Origin of the sequence: Acinetobacter portensis, from assembly GCF_010646905.1 — a bacterium.
Taxonomy (GTDB): domain Bacteria; phylum Pseudomonadota; class Gammaproteobacteria; order Pseudomonadales; family Moraxellaceae; genus Acinetobacter; species Acinetobacter portensis.
Genome location: NZ_JAAARQ010000002.1, coordinates 2,337,431 through 2,356,751, shown reverse-complemented (window position 1 = coordinate 2,356,751; position 19,321 = coordinate 2,337,431). Strand labels below are relative to the sequence as shown.

The following is a 19,321-nucleotide window of genomic DNA, read 5'->3' as shown; positions in this document are numbered from 1 at the left end:
AATAATTGCTATTCAAACGCTTAATACAAATAGATTCAACATCATTTATGAAAACATTCTTATTTTTATAGAGAAAAATATTCGGTTTGCTTGAATTTTTTCATTAAACCTGTATATCTTAAACTTCTCATGTTTAATTTTGTTTTGGATCTCAACTGTGCCCAAAAAACTCGATCAAGTTAATTCTGCTGTATCTGCTAACACAACAAACCTAAATCAAGACACGACACAAACTAGCCTTTTATCAGCATTTGATCAAAACGAAATTCAGAATACGCTTGTACAAACCAAACTTGAAGATAAACAGCTTACACATAGCCCAGACATGGAAAAAATTCCATCGTCTACAAAAAGAATAAAGCCTTTAAATAATTTTCTAGGTCAAGACCGCGCTCGTGCATCTGTTGAAGCAGGTATTGCCCTGCCATATTCAGGCTACAATATTTTTGCTGTAGGTACGGCGGGTTTAGGTAAACGCACAATGATCAAGCGTTTACTTCAACAACATGCCAAAACAATGCCTACACCCAATGACTGGGTTTATGTCTATAACTTTCAACATCCACGCCAACCTATTGCCCTACAAATGCCTGCGGGACAAGCACCAAAATTTCAAACACAATTACATCAAACTTGGCAAACCGTACTGAAACAGCTTGAACGACGTTTTACAGCTGAAACTTATCACAACCGTATTGAGATGATTCGCCAACAAACAGGCGATGAACAACAACTTGCATTGATTGAACTAACTAAAGAAGGCGAAGAATTAGATTTAAAACTCATTTCAAGCAATGAAGAACATTGCTTTGTTCCAATGCATTTAAAAGACAATAAAATGCAGGAAATGACGCAAGCCGAAATTAATGCATTAAATACGAAAGATCGTGCTGAAATTTCAGCAAACATGCGCTATATGGATAAAAAGCTTGAGCGTTTAGGCATGCATTTGGGTGATTTAGAAGATCATGCACGTGATAAAGTTCAAGTTCTAAACCGAGATATTGCAAAAAAAGTAGTTGTTCCACGCATTGAGTCGATGCTGAATAAATTTAAATATATCAATGATTTAGCCGACTACCTTAAACATTATGCAGAAGACATTATTAACAATGTTGAAGTGGTACTTGAACAAGAGGAAGATGATTTTACCGCGGGCTTATTCAGTCGTGTTCCTGCCCGCTATCAAGCCAATATCGTGGTTACACACAAACCTAATTCTGGCATGCCTGTTATATTTGAAGACTTCCCAACCCACTACAACTTATTGGGTCACGTAGAACAACTCACTCAACAAGGTACAATTACCACAGATTTCACATTAATTCGACCAGGTTCATTACATAAAGCCAATGGCGGATTTTTAATTCTAGAAGTCGAGCAATTGCTTGAACAACCTTATGCATGGCAAGGTTTAAAACGTGCTTTAAAATCTGGGCAACTCAAGCTTTCATCTTTAGAACATATGATTACCCTAACAGGTAGCATTTCTATAGAACCTGCGGCAATTCCTTTAAATATTAAAGTGATTTTACTTGCTGAACCTGAAATTTATTATGAAATTTTAGAACTTGAGCCTGAACTTGGCAGTATTTTCAAAATTCGTGCAGATTTCACCGATACTTTGCAACGTAATGAATTAAACGAACAAGCCTATATGCAGCTCATTGCAGACTATGTTCAATCAGACAAGTTACTTCCATTTGACCGTAGTGCATTGGCCGCTTTACTCACAGATTCAAGCCGTCAAGCAGAAGATCAAAGCTCATTGTCATTACATGCTTTAACGCTTGGTGATTTAATTCGTGAAGCACATCATCATGCTGCTAAAGCTGAAGATAAAATGGTGACTGAAGCACATATCAATACCGCACTCGATCATCGTAAATATCGCTTAGGTTATTTACGTGAATTGTATTGGCAAGATTTATCACGTGGCACACAACTTATTGAAACGCGTGGACATCGTCTAGGACAAATTAATGCCCTTTCTGTTATTCAATATGCAGATGTAGAATTTGGCTTACCATCACGCTTAACAGCATCTGTTTATCAAGGTGGCGGAGATATTCTAGATATTGAACGAAGTGTAGAACTTGGTGGTTCGTTACATGCCAAAGGCGTGTTACTCATGTCTAGTTTCTTAAAAGCACATTTTGGTCGTGAACAAATTCTTCACTTCTCAGCAGCACTCGCATTTGAACAAAGCTATGGTCAAGTCGATGGTGATAGCGCAACCGTTGCCGAGTTATCAGCGCTTATTTCCGCAATTAGCCAATTACCAATCGATCAATCTTGGGCAATCACAGGTTCTATGAACCAATTGGGTCAAGTACAGCCAATTGGTGGTGTAAACGCTAAAATTGAAGGTTTCTTCGATGCATGTAAACTACAAGGTTTAACAGGCAAACAAGGTGTGATTATTCCACGTCAAAACATGGAACATTTAATGTTGCGTAAAGATGTGATTGAAGCCGTACAAGAAGGTCAATTCCATATTCATGCCATTGATACCATCGACCAAGCGCTTGAAATACTGATGGCGCGCCCTGTTGGAAAACTCGATAAAAAAGGTCGCTATACCAAAGGTTCTATTTACGCAGCTGTTATGGCTCAACTTGAGTATTGGCAAGCCATTGAAGATGGTGCCGTGCTTGAAGAAGTTAAGCCAAAGAAAAAGAAGAAAAAAAATAAAGATAAGAAAAAGGATAAAGCGAAGTCGAAAGAAGCTGAAACTAAAGATGTTGAGCAGAAATCAGAACCTTTAGATTCAAAATCTGATGAAAATTAAATAAGCCCCATAAAAAAAGCGCCATCTAGGCGCTTTTTTTTCGATTCAACAACTGAATTAAGCTTCAGGTGCTGCGCTATATTGTTCAACTAGGGTTTTTAATTCACCTGTTTGGAACATTTCTAGCATGATATCGCTACCGCCAATCAACTCACCATTGATCCACAATTGTGGAAATGTAGGCCAATTTGCAATTTGTGGCAACATTGCGCGAATATCTTGGTTTTCCAAAATATTTACATAAGCAAATGGACGACCAATTTGACTAAGCGCTTCTACCGCACGTGCAGAGAAACCACATTGTGGAAATTGTGGAGTGCCTTTCATGTAAAGAAGAACGGCATGTTTAGCAATTTGGTCACGAATTAACACTTCGGTATCGCGTGCTTGTTCAGTCATTGATAAATCCTCAATAATTCTGTTTCGCATTATACCCAAATCTACACAAAACAATATGTCAAAAGTAATAAATCCATTTTTATTTACAATCGGGCTTTAATTTTTAGGTAGATTTTGCTTATATAGAACATCTTAATGCCTTTGATCTATCTGGCATTAATATCCAAATTTCCCAATCAACTAACAGATAAGAGTTAGCCATGAATAACGTTACCTTTGCTCCCGTGAAAACTGATCAACCATCACATTTGATGCCTGTATTTGGCCGTCAGCAGATCAGCTTTGTCCGAGGACAAGGTTCTTATCTATATACCGCAGATGGTACTGAATATTTCGATGCACTTACAGGTATTGCTGTTTGTGGTTTAGGTCATTCACACCCTGCTGTAACAGAAGCAATTGTTGATCAAGCATCAACTTTACTTCATACAAGTAACCTATTTGAAGTACCTTGGCAAACTGCAGCTGCGCAAAAACTTGCAGAAGTTTCAGGTATGGAAGAAATCTTCTTCTCGAACAGCGGTGCAGAATCGAATGAAGGTGCAATTAAAATTGCACGTAAATTTGGTCATCTACAAGGTATTTCAAACCCTAAAATTATTGTTGCCGATCATTCATTCCATGGTCGTACTATGGCAACGCTTTCTGCAACAGGCAATAAAAAAGTTCAAGATGGTTTTGGACCATTGGTTGAAGGCTTTATTCGTGTGCCATTTGGCGACATTGAAGCGATTGAAGAAGCAGCCATTAATCATCCAGATATCGTTGCGATTTTAGTTGAACCTATTCAAGGTGAAGGCGGTGTAAATACTGCACCACAAGGTTTTAGCTACCTTGAAGATATTCGTCAAATTTGCAATCAGCACAATTGGTTAATGATGCTTGATGAAGTTCAAACAGGGAATGGTCGTACGGGTAAATACTTTGCGTACCAACACACCAACATCATTCCTGATGTAATGACGACAGCTAAAGGCTTAGGTAATGGCTTCCCTATTGGTGCTGTGATGACTCAAGGTCGTGGCGTTGGTGTTTTAACTGCAGGGAATCACGGTTCTACTTATAGCGGTACACCACTTGGTTCACGTGTTGTTTATACCGTTATTGATACTATTCAAAAAGATAATTTAGTAGAAAATGCAGCAAACATGGGTACATATATTGTTGAGCAGTTTAAACAACAGCTTGACGGTCAAAACGTCACTGTTCGTGGTTTTGGTTTAATGATTGGTCTTGAACTACCAAAACCATGTGCCCAACTTGTAGATGTTGCTCGTGATGAATATAAGCTTATTCTTAACGTTACAGCAGGTTCTGTCATCCGCCTACTTCCTGCTTTAAATATTGATAAAGCTCAGGCAGATCAACTGATTGAACGAATTGTGAAAATGGTTAAAGCATTTTTAGCTTAAATCTAAATCACATAAAAAAAGCCGCATATGCGGCTTTTTTTATGTATCAGTATTATTTCAAACTACGGTAAATCTTGAAAAGTTCTTCCACCAGGTAGCTGACTAAAATATTGTTTTAGCGCATCTAAGCAACGGTGAATTTTCATGGGCTGTTGATCATGTTTAGATGTAATTGCATTTAAGGTAAAAGCAGGCAATTTCCATTCAGGTAAAACTTCAATCAAAGCGCCAGTTTGCAGCTCTTTTTGTACATCAAGGCAAGATAATCTTGCGATACCTAGCCCTTGTAAACATAAAGATTTAGCAACCATGACATTATTCGTTGTAAAACGAGAATCCATTTCTAAACTTACAGTTTCGGCATTAGAAATATGCTTAAAATCAAAATTTTGAGCATTCTTCGTTAAACTCACAGGTATTAAATCGTGATTACGAAAATCTTCTGGACGAGAAACAAGTGTAGATTGATTTAAATAACTTGGTGAAGCAACTAAAACTTGCTCAACTCGTACTAGTGGAAAAACTTGTAAATTAGTATCTTCGTTTTTTAGACTCATACGAAGTGCAATATCAATGCGCCCTTCTATTAAATCTATACATTGATTATCTGCTTCAATATGAATTGATAAACCACGATGAGCTGACATCCACTGCGACAATGCAGGAATAACATGATTTGCTCCGAGTTCTGGTGTTGTTGCAATACGCAACCCCCCCACCAAATCATCACGCAATTCATTAATTCGAATTTTCCCACGTTCAGCTGCCGCAAGCATTTCTTTACAACTGTGGAAAAAAGCTTGCCCTGTTTCAGTTAAACTCAATTTTCGGGTAGAACGATGCAGAAGCGTGACTTCCATATCATTTTCCAAAGAACGAATTTGCTGACTTACCGCACTCGTCGTAATTCCTAACTGACGAGCTGCGCCACTAAACGAACTTTTTTCAACAACGCACGCGAATACGCCCATTGCACGAAGTTGATCTAACATAAATTTCCCTCTGAAATCATGAGAAACTTCCATCTTCCAATAAAAGCAACTCATTGTATTATACGGTGAAATTTATGCTTTGTATTACAAAAAATTAATTAATTGGTAAAATTTTTGCAGGGTCAATTGGCTTACCATCAAGGCGCACTTGAAACTCTAACATTGTGCGTGTAGTTCCTGTAGAACCCATCTCTGCAATTTTTTGCCCAGCTGTCACATTTTGACCACTTTTCACTAGCATTTTACTGTTATGTGCATAAGCCGTAATGTACCCATTAACATGCTTCACCAACACTAAATTACCATATTCCTTTAAACCATCTGCGGCATAAACCACTTGTCCATCGGCAGCAGCAAAAATAGGATCGCCCACGTTTCCGCTATAACGAATTCCCTTCACATTTGGTGCAGAGTCAAATCTAGAAATAATTGCACCATTGGTTGGTTTTACCCAACGTAAAGAAGATGATGAAGATGTTGCAACAGCTGTCGGTGCAGTAACAGGTGCTACAGTTTTTGCAGGTTGATTTGTGGGAAGATCAATTTTTTGACGTTGAATAGGTGCAACTTGTGTCATCGCCTGAGTATTTGTTGTACGTGGTGCACTACCCTTTTTCAAACGTAATGACTGTCCAACATAAATTCGGTAAGGCGCTGCAATGTCATTCATTTCAGCAACGCTGATATAACTTAAACCATAACGTGCAGCAACACCACTTAATGTATCGCCCGTACGCACAGTATAATAATTTGGTGCTGCTGCATAACGCGTAGCATTATTTATCTGTGGTTTAGACGCACAACCGCTTAATACGACTGTCGCAATCACCGCTGTTGATATAACGATCGTTTTTAATAATTTAAATGGCATAGCTTTTCCACGATAATTTGACACCAAAGGCATTCATCTTCCCCACTAATTTTTAAATTAATTCCACGTATTAGCACTAAGAGTAGCAAAAAAAAGTACATAAAAATTCGAGATAAAGTACTTTTTCACAAAGTTATAACATTCCAGTCCATCAATCGTTCATATTTTATTTTAATGTACAAATAAAATATTTAAATACAGATTCCCAAATACATTACTTATTTAAAGCAAAGTCTAATTCACTTAACACTGAATAATTGGTTGCATCCATTTGAATTGGCGTAACGCTCACGTAGCCATTTTCAATAGCGAAAAAGTCAGATTCAATACCATTCAAACCTTTTTTCTGTTCTGTGACAGACTCACCTGAAAGTCCAATCCAAAAAACTTGACGTCCACGAGGGTCAACATGACTGGTAATAGGCTTTGACTGACTTCTCTGCCCTTGATACGTCACTTTCGCACCTTTTAACTCGGCAACATCTGGAATATTAATATTTAAAATATGACGTGATGGTAATTCAGGTAAACCTTTGGCAATAAAATCATGAATCCATTGTGCCGCAACCGCATAGTCTTTTGGTTCGTTATATGAACGTACATTTGCACCTGCCAACGAAACTGCAATTGCAAGTTGTTTCATTAAACGCCCTTCAAATGCCGCACCAACCGTTCCTGAATATAAAACATCATCACCCAAATTTGCACCGCTATTAATACCACTAACAACCAAGTCAAATTCAAAATCGAATAAACCATTCATAGACAAATAAACACAGTCTGCAGGTGTGCCATTTACAGCCCAAACATCGTATGAAATTTGAATAGGTCTCAATGGTCTATCTAAAGTTAATGCGCTTGAAAACCACTTCTTTCACTTTCTGGCGCAACAACGACTACTCGACCTAAAGGTTTTAATGCTTGTGCCAAAGCTTGTATGCCTGGCGCAAAAACACCATCATCATTTGATATGAGAATATTCACGTAAAACTCTTTCACTTAATTGAATGACCAATCAGGTCAATTTATTGAAATATAATAAATATTATATATATTGTTGCGTCAACATCTACCTAAATATTGAGATAAAATGCAACTTCCTATAAAATTAGGCTATTCATTCTATTTGGCTATAACACTTGCAATGACTCAATCTATTTATGCAACAACAGATCTAAGCCTAGCAGAAAAAAATAGTATAATTAAAGAAGATGTTGCCTCAGCTCAAATCATGCAAGAAGTGTGTCCGACACTAATCGGTAAAAATGCCAAATTCGATCAAAATATTAAAAACCTCATTTCTGAATACTTAGCCGATTATTCAGATAAAAACATTTCCTTAGAAAAATTAAAATTAGACGCTGAGTATAAAATTTTACTTCAAGAGGCACGCGAAGCACTGAAAGACGCATCGCAAGAAGAAAATCAATTTGCGTGTACTGAAGTTTCAACAATAGAGATGTAATTGCTTTGGGTTGGATACAACATCATTCAACCCAATTTCCATCATTCATCCTTATTTCTGACAAAATCTTTGCACTTTCAACATCTTTTATACATTCAGTATCTTTTCATTTGCATAAAAATATACAATCATCATAACCTTAAAAATATAAACAAATTTTTAGGCAATCCAAAGTTATGAAATCTCAAATTGTAAAAACACTCACTGCAATTGCATTTGGTTTAAGCTTAAGCCAAGTTTCAAATGCAAAAGATGAAAATATTGAAGTTACCCCTATTCAAGATATCACTCATCAAGAACTTGCTGCAATTTATGTTTTATCTGAAATATGCCCGAGCCAAATTTCAGATCAGAAAAAATTTGAAACAGGCTATAAAAAATTAGTGACGGAATATTTACCTAAAGAAAAAGACCCTGTTGCAGCTTTAAATTTATTGTCTAAACAGTCAAGTTTTGCACCTATTTTAGATGAAGCAAAAGCAGATGCGAAAAAAGCGGGCGATGAAAAAAACAAAGCAATTTGTGAAGATGTAGCCACTTACAGCAATTAATTTATTTTCGTTACAATACTTTTGAAAATTAGCTGATTTTTCCCGTAGAAGTCAGCTTGCATTTGCCCTAGAATGCATGAACGTTGTGCTTATATCAGAATATTGGAACCACCTAAAAATGACCGGAAAAAGCGCCCTTGCTGCATTAATATTACTACCTAGTCTTTCATATGCAGCGACTGTTTTACCAACGCCACCAGAACTAAATAATAAATCTTATGTTTTGATGGATTATGAAACAGGGCAAATCCTAGCTGCAAAAAATGAAAATGAAAAATTAGCACCTGCTTCAATGACAAAAATGATGACAAGTTTCATCATTGAACAAAAGTTATTGAGCGGTGAACTCACGGAAGATGAAAAAGTACGCATGAATGAATCTGCATGGTGCCGTGGCAGTAGCTCGGAATCTTGCATGTATGTTCCACTTAACGGTACTGCAACTGCTTTAGAAATGCTCCGTGGTATTATCATTCAATCGGGTAACGATGCCTCAAAAGCAATGGCTGAACACATTGCTGGTAATGAAGGCACTTTCGTTCATATTATGAATGAAGAAGCCAAAAAAATTGGTATGACGAATACACAGTTTATGAACTCTACAGGTATGCCTGCGGAAGGTCATTATTCAACAGCAAAAGACATGGCAACGCTTGCAAAACACATTATTCATGACAGTTCAAAATACTATCCACTATATTCAGAAAAAGAATTTTCGTTTAACGGTATTAAGCAAGGTAACCGTAACGCACTTCTTTACACTGACCCAAGTGTTGATGGTTTAAAAACAGGTCATACCAATGAAGCCGGTTATTGCTTAACCACTTCTGCTAAACGTGGGCCAATGCGCTTAATTTCTGTGATTTTTGGTACACAGAGCATGAATGAACGCGCATCTCAAACACGTGAGTTATTGGCTTGGGGCTATGCAAACTTTGAAACTGTAAAAGTTCAACCTGCAAATCAAGTTTTAGCAAAATCTAAAATTTGGTACGGTAAAGACAGCGACGTTCAAATTGGTCTAGCTGAAAACTTTAATGTGACTATGCCTAAAGGCAAAGCAAATGCCATTAAAACTCAGCTTGTAGTACAGCCTAAATTGACTGCACCCCTTCAAAAAGGTCAAGTTGTTGGTAAATTCGTAGCAACTTTAGATGGTAAAGTAATTGCAGAAAAACCGCTTGTCGCTTTACAAGCAGTTGAAGAAGCTGGTTTCTTCTCTCGCATGATCGATCATATTAAGCAATTCTTTGCTAACTTATTCTAAGAACTTATCTTTTAAGATATTGTCATCTTAGACTTAAGATAAAGCATCTATATTTCGATATAGATGCTTTTTTATTTATACTACATTCATTCTAAACATTTGATTTTAACCATGACTAAAAACATTCGTCCTTATTTAGACACTGCCCCACAAATTGATGCTTCTTGTTATATCGATGATTTATCTGTTGTTATTGGTGATGTCATTTTGGCAGAAAATGTTTCCGTTTGGCCTTTTGCTGTGATTCGTGGTGATGTAAACCATATTCATATTGGTAAAAATTCGAATGTTCAAGATCATTCTATGCTTCACGTAAGCCATAAAAAAGCAGATAAACCTGAGGGTTCGCCTTTAATTATTGGTGAAGATGTTACGGTTGGTCATCATGTTAAATTGCATGGTTGTACAATTGGAAACCGTGTGCTTGTGGGTATTGGTACTATTATTTTAGATGATGTGATTGTTGAAGATGATGTGATGATTGGCGCAGGTTCTCTTGTTCCACCCAATAAGCGTTTGGAAAGTGGTTATTTGTATGTGGGAAGCCCTGTTAAGCAAGTGCGTAAATTGACTGAAAAAGAACTCGCTTTTTTACCTTATTCTGCACAAAATTATGTGAAAGTTTCAGGGAATTATAAATAATTTACTAGTTGGATAAATATATTTTAACTTTAATAACGAGTAACAATTCATGAAATTAAAGTCAGCTCTATACAGCATACCATTCATTTTATTAACAACAATAAGCCATGCAGGTCCTTATCAACATAATCTTGAACAATGTTTAGACAACAATATATCTAAAAATGATAAATCACAATTAGCTAAATATATCTTTTTCTCCATAGCTTCTAATCCTGATTTTTCAAAATATGTCAGTATACCCGCAAATGAGTTAATCAGTTCAGATAAGAAAATAGCTAAAATTTATGAACGAATTCTAATTGAAAATTGTAGTACAGAAATTCGTGATGTTATTAAAAATGAAGGGACTAATGCTTTAGAAAGTGCATTTGAATTTTTGGGTCGTACATCCATGGTAAATATCATGTCCAATGAAACCGTACAAAATAGAATGCTAGGACCAAGTCAACACATGAATGACAAAAAAATCTCAAAAACAATTAAAGAACAATAACCTTTCTCATCAAAGCCTGATTAATATTTATTGGGCTTTTCATTTCAAATTAACCACCTTCTACTACAGAGATAATCACATACAAAAACATTCCATTATTTTATAGTTTAAGATCTCTACTTTCAAAAAATAAGGTTCATGTTTTGAAAAAAATATTACTTTTACTCGCAAATGGCTTTGAATCTTATGAAGCAAGTGTGTTTACAGACGTATTTGGTTGGAACTCATTTGAAGGCGATGGCTCTGTTCAGCTAGATTCTGTCGGACTACATCCCATTCTTGAATGCACATGGGGCTACAAATGCATACCGCATTTCACCTTGGATAATATCAATTTAGAAGATTACGACGCTTTAGCCATTCCTGGTGGATTTGAAGAAACAGGCTTTTATATAGATGCCTTTGATGAAAGATTCTTAGATGTGATTCGATACTTCGACCAAGAAAACAAATTAATTGCCTCTATTTGTGTTGCAGCTTTAAGCATCGCCAAAAGCGGTGTTTTAAATGATCGCAATGCCACAACATATAACTTTGAAGGAAGCGTAAGAAGAAAACAATTACAAGACTTTGGCGTAATATTAAATGATGAAAGAATTGTTCAAGATAGAAATATCATTACATCATCTTCACCTGAAACAGCATTAGACGTTGCATTTATGACACTTGAACAACTCACATCAAAAGAAAACATGTTGAACATTAAAAACCGAATGGGTTTTAAAATGCTCAACACATAAAGATTTAGAGTTTAGCTTAAATTATTTTAAAACAGCTTCAATTTCTTCTGCTGTTTCCAAACCATTCATATGTGCACCATGTACTGTGCCTGCATATTCCAAACTACAATGCTCACCAGTAAAGAAAATACGGTTACCAATCGCTTCATTCAAAGTAGCGACCAAACTTTCATTATGATAAATAGAAGGAAAACTAAATGAGCCATAACTAAATTCATCTACGCCCCAACGGGTAATGAATATTCTTTTTGGCTTATTCGGCAATTTTTTAAGACTTGTATTTAAGTTTTTATAAATAAAATCCCAAACCTCTTTATTCGTCGCATTATCTACAAACTCAGACAGCTTTCCGCCAAATAACATTAAATAAACAGGCTTTTTATATATTTTAGATAAATCTAAAACGTTATACCAAGTATTACCAACCCAATAATAAAAGCTATTTGCATCAGAGTTCTTTTGTAAATCAAGTGATTCATCTAATTCAAAAAATATTTTATTAAAAGACCCAAAACCTACAGCATCAATTGCATATTGATGCTGTTCTGGTAATTGAGGACTAAATTCAATACTTTTATTTTTCAAAACACCTAAAGGTACACTCACCACCACTTTAGATGCTAAATATTCTGTATTGTTATGATCGACAACTTTGACAACATCTTTATCATAAAGAATTTTCTTTACGGCAGAATTGGTTTTGATATTAATATCAATATCACTCGATACATCATTTAAAATTTGTGAATAACCGTGTGGAAATATGACTTCATCACCTTCAAAGTATCCTTCATATTTTTGATATTGTGAAAACAGCCCATACAAATCTGTCGCATATGGGTCATTGGCATATTTTTCAAAAAACGAAAAGATTAAATGCTTTAAATGATCAGGCGAAAAACTTTCACTTTCTATTTCTAAGTTATTCAAAATTTCACGTAATGAAACCAAAGCAGAAACATCCGTCGCTTCTGTAAGTTTCTCTTCAATTTGCTCTATATAAGACTCAAACTCTTTCTTTTCTTGAATAGTAAATGGTTGACCATTCTCATGAAAGAAATCTGAATCTACATAATTAAAGACAGCTGTTTCAATATTATTTTTTTGGGCAATATCCCAAATTGGATTATTTTCAATACCATGAATCCAAGATGCACCTAGATCAAACACATCATCCTTATTTTTCATAGAATGCAAACGACCACCTATTCGGTCTTTTGCCTCTAAAACAATGACATTTTTTCCTGCTTCTTGAAGTTTTTTTGCACATGAAAGGCCAGAGATACCTGCACCAATCACAATGATAGGTAATAAATTTCCTTGTGTTTTTAACATAAAAATAGAATTTCTAATTTAAAATAAATACTTAATTTAGAATATAAATAAAATATTTAAACCGTGTGTTAGAGTTTCGTTCTAAGTCCGAATCTTGCTTTTAAAATTAAAAAATAGCTTTAAAGAAAAAACCCACTGCCATAGCCACACACCTCAAAATTTTATACAATAGTACATCCTTATCCATGGTGTTTTTTAATGACCGCTTGGACAGCTCACGTGACTGTTGCTACCGTTATCGAAAAAAACGGGAAATTTCTGTTTGTTGAAGAACATACAGAAGGTGTAACGCATACTGTATTCAATCAACCTGCGGGTCAGGTTGAATGCGATGAAACGCTTATTCAAGCTGCCATTCGTGAAACTTTAGAAGAAACTGGGCATGATGTCGAAATCGAATCATTGCTTGGTATTTATACTTATACACCTCCTATGTTTCCAGACCGCACGTACTATCGTTTTTGCTTTTTAGCTAAAGATGTTCATCATCATGAAAATGCGAAATTAGATACAGATATCGTCGGTGCTGTATGGATGACATTGGATGAACTTAAAGAATCTGCACGCGCTCGTAGTCCTTTGGTGATTAAAGCCGTTGAAGATGCTTTAACAGGTCAAAAATATCCTTTATCGCTCATTTATGAGCACCAAAATTCTCCCCTATTTACAAATTTGGATGCCTAGTCCTATGCAACAACGTGTCATCGTCGGTATGTCTGGTGGTGTAGATTCATCTGTTTCTGCTGCACTACTTCTTCAACAAGGTTATCAAGTTGAAGGTCTTTTCATGAAAAACTGGGAGGAAGATGACGGCACGGAATACTGTACGGCAATGGAAGATTTAGCCGATGCACAAGCCGTTTGTGACAAAATTGGCATCAAACTTCATACTGCTAACTTTGCTATGGAATATTGGGATCGTGTATTCGAACATTTCTTAGCAGAATATGCAGCTGGTCGTACGCCAAACCCAGATATTTTATGTAATAAAGAAATTAAATTCCGCGCATTTTTAGATCATGCAATTAACCTTGGTGCAGACTTTATTGCAACAGGTCATTATTGCCGTCGTGGTGAAACTTTAAAAAATTCACGTGGTGAAGAATATGCGCCTTTACTTCGTGGTTTTGACCAAAATAAAGATCAAACTTATTTCTTACATGCGGTTCATGGTCGTGAAATTAACAAAACCTTGTTCCCTGTAGGTGAAATTGAAAAACCTGAAGTGCGTCGTATTGCAGAAGAATTAGGTTTAGCAACAGCCAAGAAAAAAGATTCAACAGGTATTTGTTTTATTGGTGAACGTCGCTTTAATGACTTCTTAAAACAATACTTACCTGCTCAAGCAGGAAAAATTGTATTAGATGATGGCAAAGAGGTTGGTGAACATCACGGCTTAATGTACTATACGCTCGGTCAGCGTGGCGGTATTGGCTTAGGCGGCTTAAAAGGTGCTGCTGAAGGCGCATGGTTTGTTTTATACAAAGATATTGAAAATAACCGCTTAGTGATTGGTCAAGGTCATGAACATCCTCTTATGCAAAGTTCTATACTTTGGAGCGAGGAAATTGATTGGGTTGCAGGCGAACAAGAGATTCCTGAAACAGGTTTCCGCTGTACAGCGAAAACGCGTTATCGTCAGCCTGACCAAGGTTGTGTGATTTACAAAGATGCCGACATGCCAAATGGCGTTCGTGTTGAATTTGATGAACCACAACGTGCTGTAACCCCAGGACAAAGTGTAGTGTTCTACGCAGATGAAGTTTGTTTAGGTGGCGGTGTGATTCATCATACCAATGCCCCGAAACCTGATTTTATTTAAAGGAATATTTGGCATGACAGAGTTACCGTTTCAACCGCTTCAAACTCTGAATGTACGTCAAAATAGAGCGTTGGCGTTGGCTGCTGTTTTTCAATCTGCGCAGCTTACCCATATGACAGCACTATCTGGACGACAGAGCACAGGCGAAAACGGTAACTTTTATTTGGAACAGTTGATTAAAGCCAGTTTAAATATTCGACCACAAACCAAACCGTGTTCGCAAACTTTAGATTATTTTAATCAACTTGCCGATATTTCATTAGGTTTAAAAACTTTAGAAAGTAGCATCACCCAACCCTTCAATCCATCGCCAAAATCTAAAATTCCAAAATTTTCTCAAACCAAATTACCCATGTCCTATGCAATGTCACTTCTCCATTTAGAAAAGAAGGTTTATAGCAATCCTAAATTTGTAGAAATTATTGAAAAATCACAACAAAAAATTCTGAAACAACTTTCATTTTTCGATAATAATTACTTACACCCAAGCATCCTTGCCAATTTAGCCCAAACTTATGTCGATACCGCAGGTCAAATTAACCCGCGTATTATGGTCAAAGGCAATGCTGAGGCATTTAAAGATAGCTCGCATACCAATCGTATTCGAGCATCCCTATTTACTGGCTTACAAATGGCGCATTTGTGGCGTCAATCTGGTGGAAGCTCATGGACGATGATCTTCACCAAACGTAAGCTTTTAAAAGATATTCAGGATCTGGCTCGATTACAGTTTCAGGTGGTTTAACTGATGCAAATCGAGTTTTTGTTTTTTCGTTTAGTTCCAAAGTTTAAGGAATCGCTATGAACGCTTTAACCGCACTTTCTCCATTAGATGGACGCTACGCTAGCAAATGTGATGCTTTGCGCCCTTTCCTCTCTGAGTTTGGTTTAATCCATGCTCGTGTGACTGTTGAAGTACGCTGGTTACAAGCACTTGCAAACCGTCCTGAAATTACTGAAGTTCCTGCTTTTAGTGCAGAAACAAATGCAGCGCTTGATGCAATTGTTGCGAACTTTTCAGAAGACAATGCAAACCGCATTAAAGAAATTGAACGTACAACAAACCACGATGTTAAAGCGGTTGAATACTTCCTTAAAGAACAAATTGCAAATATCGCAGAATTAAAAGATGCAGGTGAGTTCATTCACTTTGCATGTACTTCTGAAGACATTAACAACTTGTCTCATGCATTAATGCTTAAAAATGGTCGTGACGTTTTAGTCACTGCGATGCAACAAATCATCGATTCAATTGTTGCGCTTTCTGAAAAACATGCAGAACAACCAATGTTGTCTCGTACACATGGTCAAACTGCTAGCCCAACAACGTTGGGTAAAGAAATGGCGAACGTGGCTTACCGTCTTGCACGTCAAATCAAACAATTCAAACAAGTTGAATTATTGGGTAAAATTAACGGTGCTGTAGGTAACTACAACGCGCACTACTCTGCTTACCCAGAAATTAACTGGCCTGCACATTCACAAGCATTTGTTGAATCTTTAGGTTTAGCATTCAACCCGTACACAACTCAAATTGAACCACATGATTACATGGCGGAACTTTTTGATGCGCTTCGTCGTTTTAACACTATCTTAATCGACTTTAACCGTGACGTTTGGGGCTACATCTCACTTGGTTTCTTCAAACAACGTTTGAAAGAAGGCGAAGTTGGCTCTTCAACAATGCCACATAAAGTAAACCCAATTGATTTCGAAAACTCTGAAGGTAACCTAGGTCTTGCAAATGCAGTATTGGGTCACTTAGGTGAGAAACTTCCTGTATCTCGCTGGCAGCGTGACTTAACTGACTCTACTGTTCTTCGTAACATGGGTGTTGGTTTTGCACAAAGCTTAATTGCTTTTGAAGCTTGCTCTAAAGGTATTGGTAAACTTGAATTGAATGCTACGCGTATTCTTGAAGATCTTGATCATGCTCAAGAAGTTCTTGCAGAACCAATTCAAACAGTTATGCGTCGTTATGCAGTTGAAAAACCATACGAAAAATTAAAAGCCCTTACTCGTGGTCAAGCAATGACACGTGAGATGATGGTTGATTTCGTAAATGGTAACGAACTTTCTGCTGTTCCTGCTGAAGATCGTGCGCGTTTAGCAGAAATGACACCTGCATCTTATACAGGTAATGCTGCTGAACAAGCTCGCAATGTTGCTGATCTTATCTCTAAGATCTAAGTCTAAAATCTAATTTTAGATGATATAAAAAAGCGAAGCTTAGGCTTCGCTTTTTTATTTATACTTCCCTAACTTTTTGATGTTGCATCGTACCCTCTCTCCCTTTGGAAGATGAGTAGCACTGCTTCGTAGGGAATGAAGGCATTAACATCTCCCTAACCCTCTCCTACTAGGAGAGGGAAATTTAGGCCAAAAAGTTATTCCAAAGGACAGTAGTTAGCAAAATCATCTTTCATACGTTGCAATTCACAACCTGTCAAAATATCACTGTAATAAATATAATATGTCGCTTCGGGATATTGAATTTCATGTCGGAACATCATGCCACGTAAAGAAATAGAAAGCTCTTCAGGAAAATCCCCATCCAACTGATTCAATTCCTCAAATTCATAATTAAAATAACAATTTTGAGTTGCGATAAATGCTTCCATTCCCGCCATGTCGTATACCCCCAAATTTAAAAATAGAGTTTAACGGATTCAATAAATTTCGGTAATGCGTGATAGCGAAAATTGCTTCATTCGAATATTTCTTTCCGTTTCACATTTGAATATACTAGCCAAAATTTTCCACTTATAAAAAGAAAACAATAACTATGATTTATCACCAACTCACTTCAAAGCATTGGCTAAGCTTAGCTATTCTTGCCACGTGTATCGTCATTGCATCGATTCAACATTTAGAATTTTCATCTTACCTGCTCCATCAAATCGGTACGGTGTTAATGATCATTGCCCTTTTCATTTGCTTGAAAAAAATTGGATTAACTTTATCAAGTTTTGTACTTTACTTAGGCTTTTTGGTGATTCATGTTTTAGGTGCTCATTATCTGTATTCTTATGTGCCATATAACGAATGGTTGATTCAATATCTAAATTTTGACTTGAATCAAGCGATGGGATGGACACGCAACATGTACGATCGTTTGGTGCATTTTGCTTATGGGCTATTGCTCTACCCTTTCTTTTTAAGACTATTCCAAATTTGGTTTCCAACGCTTTCAGCCAAAGTCCTATTCTTCCTCACAGTACAGTTCGTCATGGCAACCAGTTTGATTTATGAATGGATTGAGTGGCTACTATCTATAGGCTTATCGCCTGAAGAAGCTGAAAACTACAATGGTCAGCAAGGCGACATGTGGGATGCACACAAAGATATGTTGATTGCTACACTCGGTGCAATCATTACGGGGCTCATCATGCTGTTTAGTCGCTGCGACAAAAGATAAAAAACGCATTAAAAAAGCCCACTAAAGTGAGCTTTTATACGGTTTAAATCGAGATAATATTAAAGTTTTGGATCACGAATTTGCACCAGACTTGAACTTGCTTTGCTTAAAGTTTCCATCACTTTATTCAAAACTGTAGGAATAAGCGAATCTGCAATTTGTGCTGCCTGAAGACCTAATTTCTCACCTAATGTCGGTTTTTTACGTGTTTCAATGACATAAACATCATGTTTAGCCAATAAACCTAAAATGTATTCATCTGAAGTTTTTAAGCTATCCACCAAGTTTAAATCTAAAGCATCTTGACCGTACCAATGCTCGCCTGTTGCTACTTTTTCAACATTTAATTGTGGACGATACTTTTCAACAAAGTGCTTAAATAAGTTATGCGTTTGCTGTAACTCTTCTTCAAACTTCGCTTTGCCTTCTTCAGTATTTTCTCCAAACATAGTCACAGTACGTTTAAATTGACCTGCAGTATAAAGTTCAAAGTCAATTTTATTGTCTTTTAGCAAACGGTTAAAGTTTGGTACTTGTGCAACCACACCAATTGAACCAACGATAGCAAATGGCGCAGAAACAATTTCAGATGCAATACATGCCATCATATAACCACCACTTGCAGCGACTTTATCGACACAAATACTCAGTTTAAAGCCTGCATCACGTAAACGAACCAATTGTGCAGCAGCAAGTCCATAACCATGAACCATTCCACCTGGGCTTTCCAAACGTAAAACAACACGGTCACGCCCTGCTTTTGCAGTAGCTAAAACCAATGTGATTTCTTCACGTAATTGTTCTACAGCAGAGGCAGCTGTATCGCCTTTAAAGTCGAGTATATAAATTTTTTCATTGGTTTTTTTACGTACTCGTGCTTCTTTAATCAGTTGCTGACTTAATTGTAAAAGTTCAAATTTTGATGCTGTTGTTTGAGCTATTTTTTTCCGTTGTTCATTCACTCGAGCATTTAAGTGATGCACACGAATTTCAGCAGGAAGTTTGGTCGCGTGAAATAACATATAATTTAAGCTCATCAAATACATATTTATGATTTATAAGATGTGGTCTTTAACACTAAAAATCAATGCCTATTTGAAAATAATTCTCATTGGTTATT

19 protein-coding genes and 1 pseudogene are annotated in these 19,321 nt (G+C 36.6%); 13 read left to right on the top strand and 7 right to left on the bottom strand.

All coding sequences use genetic code 11. The features are described from left to right. The first annotated feature begins 157 nt into the window (after positions 1-157). A complete protein-coding gene (locus GTK57_RS11155) occupies positions 158-2,791 on the top strand; it encodes a Lon protease family protein (RefSeq protein ID WP_163123600.1) in 2,634 nt (877 codons plus the stop codon). Between the two features lie 57 nt (positions 2,792-2,848). On the opposite strand, the gene grxD is transcribed toward GTK57_RS11155, so the two are convergent. Next, positions 2,849-3,190, bottom strand: coding sequence for a Grx4 family monothiol glutaredoxin (grxD, locus tag GTK57_RS11150; RefSeq protein WP_163123598.1), 342 nt, complete (start codon positions 3,188-3,190; stop codon positions 2,849-2,851). Positions 3,191-3,390: 200 nt separating this feature from the next. Between grxD and GTK57_RS11145 the strand changes: the two genes are divergently transcribed. Continuing rightward, positions 3,391-4,602: an aspartate aminotransferase family protein gene (locus GTK57_RS11145; protein ID WP_163123595.1), complete on the top strand. Its 1,212-nt coding sequence runs from the start codon at positions 3,391-3,393 to the stop codon at positions 4,600-4,602. A 62-nt stretch (positions 4,603-4,664) separates the two neighbouring features. On the opposite strand, the gene GTK57_RS11140 is transcribed toward GTK57_RS11145, so the two are convergent. From GTK57_RS11140 to surE, 3 genes and pseudogenes are all read right to left on the bottom strand, one after another. Next, positions 4,665-5,594 carry a LysR family transcriptional regulator gene (locus GTK57_RS11140; RefSeq protein WP_163123593.1) on the bottom strand — a complete coding sequence of 310 codons (930 nt, stop codon included), beginning with the start codon at positions 5,592-5,594 and terminating at the stop codon, positions 4,665-4,667. A gap of 94 nt (positions 5,595-5,688) precedes the next feature. Next, entirely contained in the window at positions 5,689-6,498 is an 810-nt protein-coding gene (locus GTK57_RS11135) for a peptidoglycan DD-metalloendopeptidase family protein (RefSeq protein ID WP_163123590.1), read from the bottom strand. A gap of 181 nt (positions 6,499-6,679) precedes the next feature. Then, positions 6,680-7,449, bottom strand: a pseudogene (surE, locus tag GTK57_RS11130) (5'/3'-nucleotidase SurE). 106 nt (positions 7,450-7,555) lie between these two features. On the opposite strand from surE, the gene GTK57_RS11125 reads away from it, so the two are divergent. The 6 genes from GTK57_RS11125 to GTK57_RS11100 all read left to right on the top strand — a co-directional run bounded on the left by GTK57_RS11125 (position 7,556) and on the right by GTK57_RS11100 (position 11,626). Continuing rightward, positions 7,556-7,930 (top strand): MCR_0457 family protein, encoded by a 375-nt coding sequence (locus tag GTK57_RS11125; protein WP_163123588.1) that lies wholly within the window; start codon positions 7,556-7,558, stop codon positions 7,928-7,930. A gap of 176 nt (positions 7,931-8,106) precedes the next feature. Beyond that, a complete protein-coding gene (locus tag GTK57_RS11120) occupies positions 8,107-8,481 on the top strand; it encodes an MCR_0457 family protein (protein ID WP_152873679.1) in 375 nt (124 codons plus the stop codon). 118 nt (positions 8,482-8,599) lie between these two features. After that, positions 8,600-9,748 (top strand): D-alanyl-D-alanine carboxypeptidase PBP5/6, encoded by a 1,149-nt coding sequence (gene dacC, locus GTK57_RS11115; RefSeq protein WP_152873680.1) that lies wholly within the window; start codon positions 8,600-8,602, stop codon positions 9,746-9,748. 111 nt (positions 9,749-9,859) lie between these two features. Then, entirely contained in the window at positions 9,860-10,390 is a 531-nt protein-coding gene (locus tag GTK57_RS11110; protein WP_163123585.1) for a gamma carbonic anhydrase family protein, read from the top strand. A 49-nt stretch (positions 10,391-10,439) separates the two neighbouring features. After that, positions 10,440-10,886, top strand: coding sequence for a hypothetical protein (locus tag GTK57_RS11105; protein WP_163123582.1), 447 nt, complete (start codon positions 10,440-10,442; stop codon positions 10,884-10,886). A gap of 143 nt (positions 10,887-11,029) precedes the next feature. Next, positions 11,030-11,626: a DJ-1/PfpI family protein gene (locus tag GTK57_RS11100; RefSeq protein WP_163123579.1), complete on the top strand. Its 597-nt coding sequence runs from the start codon at positions 11,030-11,032 to the stop codon at positions 11,624-11,626. Between the two features lie 21 nt (positions 11,627-11,647). Here GTK57_RS11100 and GTK57_RS11095 read toward each other — a convergent pair whose 3' ends face one another. Further along, positions 11,648-12,961: a flavin monoamine oxidase family protein gene (locus GTK57_RS11095; RefSeq protein WP_163123576.1), complete on the bottom strand. Its 1,314-nt coding sequence runs from the start codon at positions 12,959-12,961 to the stop codon at positions 11,648-11,650. 198 nt (positions 12,962-13,159) lie between these two features. On the opposite strand from GTK57_RS11095, the gene GTK57_RS11090 reads away from it, so the two are divergent. Genes GTK57_RS11090 through purB form a run of 4 tightly spaced genes read left to right on the top strand, consistent with a single transcriptional unit; the run spans position 13,160 to position 16,973 of the window. Next, entirely contained in the window at positions 13,160-13,645 is a 486-nt protein-coding gene (locus GTK57_RS11090; RefSeq protein WP_163123573.1) for an NUDIX hydrolase, read from the top strand. A gap of 4 nt (positions 13,646-13,649) precedes the next feature. Next, positions 13,650-14,783: a tRNA 2-thiouridine(34) synthase MnmA gene (gene mnmA / locus GTK57_RS11085; RefSeq protein WP_152873694.1), complete on the top strand. Its 1,134-nt coding sequence runs from the start codon at positions 13,650-13,652 to the stop codon at positions 14,781-14,783. A gap of 13 nt (positions 14,784-14,796) precedes the next feature. Beyond that, positions 14,797-15,528, top strand: a complete 732-nt coding sequence (gene hflD / locus GTK57_RS11080) for a high frequency lysogenization protein HflD (RefSeq protein ID WP_163123570.1) — start codon at positions 14,797-14,799, stop codon at positions 15,526-15,528. Between the two features lie 56 nt (positions 15,529-15,584). Further along, positions 15,585-16,973, top strand: a complete 1,389-nt coding sequence (purB, locus tag GTK57_RS11075) for an adenylosuccinate lyase (protein ID WP_163123567.1) — start codon at positions 15,585-15,587, stop codon at positions 16,971-16,973. 197 nt (positions 16,974-17,170) lie between these two features. On the opposite strand, the gene GTK57_RS11070 is transcribed toward purB, so the two are convergent. Then, positions 17,171-17,413 carry a hypothetical protein gene (locus GTK57_RS11070; protein ID WP_163123564.1) on the bottom strand — a complete coding sequence of 81 codons (243 nt, stop codon included), beginning with the start codon at positions 17,411-17,413 and terminating at the stop codon, positions 17,171-17,173. 155 nt (positions 17,414-17,568) lie between these two features. On the opposite strand from GTK57_RS11070, the gene GTK57_RS11065 reads away from it, so the two are divergent. Further along, positions 17,569-18,201 (top strand): DUF2238 domain-containing protein, encoded by a 633-nt coding sequence (locus tag GTK57_RS11065; protein ID WP_163123561.1) that lies wholly within the window; start codon positions 17,569-17,571, stop codon positions 18,199-18,201. Between the two features lie 59 nt (positions 18,202-18,260). Here the strand turns inward: GTK57_RS11065 and sohB are convergent, their stop codons facing one another. Continuing rightward, entirely contained in the window at positions 18,261-19,223 is a 963-nt protein-coding gene (gene sohB / locus GTK57_RS11060; RefSeq protein ID WP_163123558.1) for a protease SohB, read from the bottom strand. Positions 19,224-19,321 lie beyond the last annotated feature (98 nt).

Coding starts and splice junctions, on each gene's coding strand:
- GTK57_RS11140 (WP_163123593.1), bottom strand. CDS start 5,594: ATGTTAGATCAACTTCGTGCAATGGGCGTATTCGCGTGCGTTGTTGAA.
- mnmA (WP_152873694.1), top strand. CDS start 13,650: ATGCAACAACGTGTCATCGTCGGTATGTCTGGTGGTGTAGATTCATCT.
- sohB (WP_163123558.1), bottom strand. CDS start 19,223: ATGTTATTTCACGCGACCAAACTTCCTGCTGAAATTCGTGTGCATCAC.
- GTK57_RS11120 (WP_152873679.1), top strand. CDS start 8,107: ATGAAATCTCAAATTGTAAAAACACTCACTGCAATTGCATTTGGTTTA.
- GTK57_RS11090 (WP_163123573.1), top strand. CDS start 13,160: ATGACCGCTTGGACAGCTCACGTGACTGTTGCTACCGTTATCGAAAAA.
- hflD (WP_163123570.1), top strand. CDS start 14,797: ATGACAGAGTTACCGTTTCAACCGCTTCAAACTCTGAATGTACGTCAA.
- GTK57_RS11145 (WP_163123595.1), top strand. CDS start 3,391: ATGAATAACGTTACCTTTGCTCCCGTGAAAACTGATCAACCATCACAT.
- GTK57_RS11110 (WP_163123585.1), top strand. CDS start 9,860: ATGACTAAAAACATTCGTCCTTATTTAGACACTGCCCCACAAATTGAT.
- grxD (WP_163123598.1), bottom strand. CDS start 3,190: ATGACTGAACAAGCACGCGATACCGAAGTGTTAATTCGTGACCAAATT.
- GTK57_RS11070 (WP_163123564.1), bottom strand. CDS start 17,413: ATGGCGGGAATGGAAGCATTTATCGCAACTCAAAATTGTTATTTTAAT.
- purB (WP_163123567.1), top strand. CDS start 15,585: ATGAACGCTTTAACCGCACTTTCTCCATTAGATGGACGCTACGCTAGC.
- dacC (WP_152873680.1), top strand. CDS start 8,600: ATGACCGGAAAAAGCGCCCTTGCTGCATTAATATTACTACCTAGTCTT.
- GTK57_RS11105 (WP_163123582.1), top strand. CDS start 10,440: ATGAAATTAAAGTCAGCTCTATACAGCATACCATTCATTTTATTAACA.
- GTK57_RS11065 (WP_163123561.1), top strand. CDS start 17,569: ATGATTTATCACCAACTCACTTCAAAGCATTGGCTAAGCTTAGCTATT.
- GTK57_RS11125 (WP_163123588.1), top strand. CDS start 7,556: ATGCAACTTCCTATAAAATTAGGCTATTCATTCTATTTGGCTATAACA.
- GTK57_RS11095 (WP_163123576.1), bottom strand. CDS start 12,961: ATGTTAAAAACACAAGGAAATTTATTACCTATCATTGTGATTGGTGCA.
- GTK57_RS11135 (WP_163123590.1), bottom strand. CDS start 6,498: ATGCCTTTGGTGTCAAATTATCGTGGAAAAGCTATGCCATTTAAATTA.